Below are 6,235 nucleotides of genomic sequence, written 5' to 3'. Positions count from 1 at the left end.
AAAGCATGATACGGTTATAGTTACCCCAAGGCTCTTCACCAATCACCGTCACATCATAACGATCAGGTGCCATGTCGAGTAAATCTTCTAGACAGCGCATTCCAGCCAAACCATTACCAATCAGAACAAGCTTTAACTTCTCTTGTGAAATTCCATTATTGGTAATATAAGTTTTTTGTGGTACGGCTCCGACCCAAACACGACCATTTTCAATTTTAGTCGGGAAAACCAATAGTTTTTGATCTTTATCTTCTAAGCAACGTCCAGTCGCCAAACTAAAATGTTGTTTGTAAATAGGTGATGCAATCACGCGCTCACCTTGCAAATCACCAATAATACCGCGCGCCATCACATTTGCTTGGCTGAATGGATCTTTATTGCTTAATGCATAAATACGTTTTTCGCTCCCTACGCGGAATAAAGCAACGGATTGACCCGCAATAAGTGCACCTACACCTGTATTTGGCGTGATGTCATCAAGGTTACATACATCGACCCATTGATTTTCTGGAAGCATACTCATGTCTTTTAAATTTGTCATTTTGATTCTCCTTATGCTTCTACCATCGGGATACGAACAACTGAACGTTCAGCTTCATTTAATGGACGGATTTGATCACGCACTTCAGTAAATTGAATATATGGATCAGCTTGCTCTTCAGCGCTTGCATTAATGTAAGTTTGGAAGCGTTTACGAATCTCAGGATTCTCTACCGCAGTACGCCATTCGTCTTGATACGTTCCAATGACATGTGCCATGCGATTTTCAAGTTCCTCTGCAAGACCAAGCGAATCATCAACAATCACAGCTTTGAGATAATCTAAACCACCTTCCATGTTGTCACGCCATACACTCGTACGTTGTAAACGATCCGCAGTTTGGATATAGAACATAAAGAAGCGGTCGATATAACGAATCAAAGTTTCAGTATCTAGATCAGAAGCTAAAAGCTCTGCATGGCGTGGTTTCATTCCACCATTACCACACACATATAGGTTCCAGCCTTTTTCTGTCGCAATTACACCAACATCTTTGCCTTGTGCTTCAGCACACTCACGCGTACAACCCGACACAGCCATTTTTAGTTTGTGCGGTGAGCGTAAGCCTTTGTAGCGATTTTCTAATTCAATCGCTAAACCAACAGAATCATCTACGCCATAACGGCACCACGTGCTACCTACACATGATTTCACTGTACGTAATGATTTACCGTAAGCATGACCTGACTCGAAGCCTGCTGCATTCAACTCTTCCCAAATAAATGGTAGCTCGTGCAGTTGTGCACCAAATAAATCAACGCGTTGACCACCTGTAATTTTGGTATACAGGTTATATTTTTTAGCAATTTGACCTACAGCAATCAAACCATCTGGCGTGACTTCACCACCTGCCATACGCGGTACAACAGAGTATGAACCATCCTTTTGGATATTTCCTAAGTAGTAGTCATTACTGTCTTGTAGACCTGCGTGCGTTGGCTCCAATACAAAGTCATTCCAGCATGATGCCAAAATGTTCGCTGCCATCGGTTTACAAATATCACAACCTAAACCGTGACCATGTTGATGAATGAGGTCATCAAAGGTCTTGATTTGATTGACACGGACCAAGTGATAAATCTCTTGGCGTGAGTATGGGAAGTGTTCGCATACATGGTTATTAACCGTTACACCTTGACGTTGTAACTCAGACTTTAAAACTTGAGTAACTAATGGCGCACAACCACCACATGCAGTTGCTGCTTTAGTACATTTCTTTAAAGCACCTAAAGATGTGGAACCATCACAAATCGCTTGGCAAATATCTGCTTTCGATACGTTGTTACATGAACAAATCGTTGCGCTGTCTGGAAGTAAATCAACACCACTACCACCCGCTTTCGCACCAGAATCAGCAAATCCTGGCATGATTAAGCTTTCAGGTGTTTCTGGCAATGCGATACCATTCAGCATCATTTGCAGAAGATCGTTATATTCTTTTGCATCACCAACCAGTACTGCACCCAGTAATTTGGTTTTATCTGCATCTACAACGATTTTCTTATAAACCAATGCATCTTCATCAGCATAGAAATAGCTGAGGGAGTTTGGAGTCATGCCATGTGCATCACCAACCGATGCCACATCTACACCCATCAATTTCAACTTCGTGCTCATATCAGCACCAGCGAAACAATGTGTTTCTTCAGCTAAGATATGCTTGGCTGCAATACGCGCCATGTCATAGCCTGGCGCAACGAGACCATAGATTTTATTGTCCCAAAGCGCACATTCACCAATTGCGTAAATATTTTCATCAGAGGTTTGGCAGTAATCATTGATCTTGATACCGCCACGCTCCCCAAGTGCTAAACCACTTGAACGAGCTAATTCATCACGTGGGCGAATACCTGCTGAGAATAGAATGATGTCTGTTTCAAGCTCGCTACCATCGGCAAACTTCATCACATGCGTTGCGCTTTCTCCCGCTTCAATAGATGAAGTGGCTTTTTGCGTATGAACTTTTACACCTAAGTTTTCGATTTTACGGCGTAATACTTTACCGCCTAAATCATCAATCTGAACCGCCATTAAACGAGGTGCAAACTCAACGACATGGGTTTCTAAATTTAAATCACGTAAGGCTTTCGCTGCTTCCAAACCAAGCAAGCCACCACCAATTACAACACCCGACTTGGCATTTAAGCTTGCAGCACGGATCGCGTCTAAATCTTCGATGGTACGATATACAAAGCAATTTTCACGATCATTACCTACAATTGGCGGAACGAAAGCATATGAACCAGTTGCCAGTACAAGTTTGTCGTAGTGAAGCACATCGCCCAAACTCGTAGTGACCGTTTGCGCAGCGGTATCAATGGCAATGGCTTTGGTGTTTAGTCTTAAATCGATACCATGAGCATCGGCAAAATCGAAACGAGCAAGTGATAAATCTTTCGCTGATTTACCTGAAAAATATTCAGTCAAATGTACACGGTCGTATGCAATACGTGGCTCTTCGGCAAGAATCGTAATTTCCAGTTTATCATCAGCTTTCTCCAGAATGGCTTCGATGAATTTGTGCCCCACCATACCGTGACCAATCATCACTAATTTCATTGTGTCTCTCCTCAATTCTTCTCTATTTATTCAGCTAGCGGTTGCTTGCGTTCCTGTTGTTGCTGATATATCTGGTATAAGGATTTGCAAAACCAAGGCAGAATTTATCCACACGCCATTGCTTGCATTTGCATGGCATGTAATTCGGATAAAGTACTGGAAATGTTTTGCGAAATTGAATAATGTGCAGCTGGCACCAGAACAGATAAAAAAGCGAGCCGCCCTGTTGAGCGAGCTCGCGACGCTGGAACTAAAATTTTAAGTAGGCTTACGATTACTTTATTTGTAGATAAAAAAGACATTGCCATCTCCCATACTGAACGTATACTGCTTTGCTGACACAATTCACTTGTGTAAACAAACCGATCAGATCGGACATCGTTGGCCGTCTTACAATTTTAAAAAGTCATCTTCGACTTACAGAATAATTAGCAAATGCTGTGCCAACTTACACAACACATTTACACAATTAATATTAACCTTTGTTTTTTATAAACTTTATAGATATAAAATAAATATCGGTAGATAGACCAATGGATTCTCATACCGTCTTAGCAGGCACTGACCTGTTTTAAAGCACAATTCACCCTGCTTTAAAATAACTCTTTTTATGCACTAAAAACGAACACAAACTTATTTTCCATAGCTAAATACAGATTTTCATTTCTTGAATAGAGAGGTAGCGATACAATAAAGCGCATAAACCATATAAGTTAGAGAGCAATTGCACCGAATAAGACAATTAAAAACATACTTTATGGCATTAATTTTGCTTAAAAAATTATAGGATCTTTCATATTTCGCAGTTGAAATGCCCATAAGATCTACTCCTAGCACGACCTAAAATGTGCAACTATCTACTGTTGACCCTGTACACTTATGCCGAAACTTAAAATTGCACTCATAGATGATGATCAGGCTCGAGCTGAATACATTAAAACATGTTTAATTCAACATGACTTCGATGTCGTTGCTAGTTTGACTTTAGATCACCTCAATGTTTTTAAATTAGAACATCTTCAAGCAGATGTTATTTTGCTTGATATGGATCACCCTCATCGTGATGTAATTGAGAGTTGTGTCAGTAATTTTGACCTGCCCACTGTCCTGTTTACCAAAAATACCGATAAAGAAACAATTAAACAGGCCATTGATGCAGGCATTACCGCTTATATCGTAGATGGACTTGACCCGAGTCGTTTGCATACCATTTTAGATATTTCCATTGAGCAATATAAAAAGCATAAAAAACTAGAATCCGATTTAAAGGATGCCAAAACTAAACTGGCTGATCGTAAAGACATTGAAAAGGCCAAAGCGTTACTGATGCAGTTGCATGGCTTAACGGAAGATACCGCCTTTCAATTACTGCGCAAAAACGCCATGAGCCATCGCATGACTATTGGAGAAATGGCACGCCGTTTACTCGATGCACAACAACTTTTGAGCAATCAATTAAATAGCCAGCTAAAGGATGAATAGATGAGTCATTTAGTCGAATTAGAAAAAGTGGAAAAAACCGAATTACAGCTTGGCTATATTCCTTTGCTTGATTGTATTGCACTACTTTGGGCAAAACATCGTGGTTTTTTTGATGACGCTGGGCTGGATGTAACACTGGTGAAAGAAGCATCCTGGGCAAGTTTACGTGATCGCCTTGCCTTTGGGCTGTTGGATGCAGCGCATTGTTTATCTGCCATGTTACCTGCTGCTGCGGTTGGCGCAGACCAAATTGGTATTGCCTTACAAACCCCTTTGATATTGAGTGAAAATCGTGCATTTATAAGTTTAAGCCAAAAACTCTGTTATAAGCTTGATATTCAAAAACACGATTCTGCCGAGACATCTGCAAAAAAACTACTCAGCCATATCAAACAAAATCTTACTGTTTCCTTAGCCCATGTGTTTAAACATTCCATTCATCATTACTGTTTAAGGGAATGGCTGGCACTGGCCGATCCAGAACTGGCCCAGTCAATTTCAATGAAAACACTGCCCCCACCATATATGGTTGAAGCCTTGAGCAATCATCTGGTTGATGGTTTCTGTGTGGGAGAACCGTGGAATACACAAGCTGAGCTGCAAGGACTGAGCCATATTGTCTGTTCAAGCCAAGATATTATTCCAAATGTGGCAGATAAGGTTTTAGCCGTGACCCAGGAATGGGCACAACAGCATCCAAATACTTTGGTTGCATTAACTGGTGCCATTCTAAAGGCACAGCAGGAACTTCGGGAATTAGAAGATTTTGCGCCTATATGGCAGTTGCTGATTGAGTTTGATGTGATTCAGTTTAACTGCTCTACAGAAGTGCATGTCGAAAAATACTATACCATTCAAAATATTGTTCGGAATTTTGTCCAAGACAGTGCTGAACCCAAGCTCAGTGACTTTGAATGGCTGTTTCAACAAATGCAGAAATGGAATGGTTCTGATCAGGACGTGACGTTTGTTACTCATCAGGCTCAAAACTGTTTGTTGCTTGATATACATCACATCGCATTACAGACCATCAAACAATAGGCAAAAAAAGCTGTCTTTAAAATTAAAGACAGCATTGAAAGACCCATAAGAGATTACGCCAATCAAAAGTAATCTCTTAAGTACTCACCATCTTAATTAACAAAGGTTATCTTTTTCGGACATTTTTATGTCATTAGCAGCCATCCCGAAATGAAAAAATCATCATTTTTGCCAACTCTAAATTTTTTAAAGCTATACAACGAACAATCACTTCTTTTAAAACCTTTTGTGCCTGTTCCAAACCTAATACAGATGCTATCCATATAAATTAATCCAAAACAATATATTTCAACTAAAATAAATAAAAACAATAAATTAAGATAAAAATTAATCCTTATTGAATCAAAATCGTACATGCTGGTTGAAATTTATGATGAGTTTGCATGTAGTTTAAAAATCATCATTTGGCGATTTTGACCATTGAGTTACACAAATCCCATGAACGAAAAGTGGCAATTCAGTTTAAAATAATGAAAAAGCACAACACCCTAAAATTTGTCATATTTTAACATTGCCAATTCCTTGCAAAGTTTTCATTATATGCAGCATGCTTGGTATGCAACTTTCTTCATAGATTAAAATAAATTATAAAAAAATTGCAGAATTTTGTGCC

The 6,235-nt window shown here is 39.6% G+C and carries 4 protein-coding genes; 2 read left to right on the top strand and 2 right to left on the bottom strand.

Features of this window, described 5'->3' with window-relative positions; translation table 11 throughout:
* Both nirD and nirB read right to left on the bottom strand, forming a co-directional pair.
* Positions 1–541: nitrite reductase small subunit NirD (nirD, locus tag B4H32_RS05325; RefSeq protein WP_286800583.1), on the bottom strand; the 541-nt coding region annotated here is incomplete at its 3' end.
* A gap of 11 nt (positions 542–552) precedes the next feature.
* Entirely contained in the window at positions 553–3,099 is a 2,547-nt protein-coding gene (nirB, locus tag B4H32_RS05320) for a nitrite reductase large subunit NirB (RefSeq protein ID WP_004769522.1), read from the bottom strand.
* Between the two features lie 879 nt (positions 3,100–3,978).
* Here nirB and B4H32_RS05315 point away from each other — a divergent pair.
* Both B4H32_RS05315 and B4H32_RS05310 read left to right on the top strand, forming a co-directional pair.
* Positions 3,979–4,581 carry an ANTAR domain-containing response regulator gene (locus tag B4H32_RS05315; RefSeq protein WP_286800573.1) on the top strand — a complete coding sequence of 201 codons (603 nt, stop codon included), beginning with the start codon at positions 3,979–3,981 and terminating at the stop codon, positions 4,579–4,581.
* Positions 4,582–5,622, top strand: coding sequence for an ABC transporter substrate-binding protein (locus B4H32_RS05310; RefSeq protein WP_004757833.1), 1,041 nt, complete (start codon positions 4,582–4,584; stop codon positions 5,620–5,622). It abuts the gene before it with no gap.
* Positions 5,623–6,235 lie beyond the last annotated feature (613 nt).

This window comes from Acinetobacter sp. UBA2063 (assembly GCF_002333245.1).
Classification (GTDB): domain Bacteria; phylum Pseudomonadota; class Gammaproteobacteria; order Pseudomonadales; family Moraxellaceae; genus Acinetobacter; species Acinetobacter parvus.
Note: the sequence above shows the minus strand (reverse complement) of the source record. Positions and strands in the feature narration are given on the sequence as shown.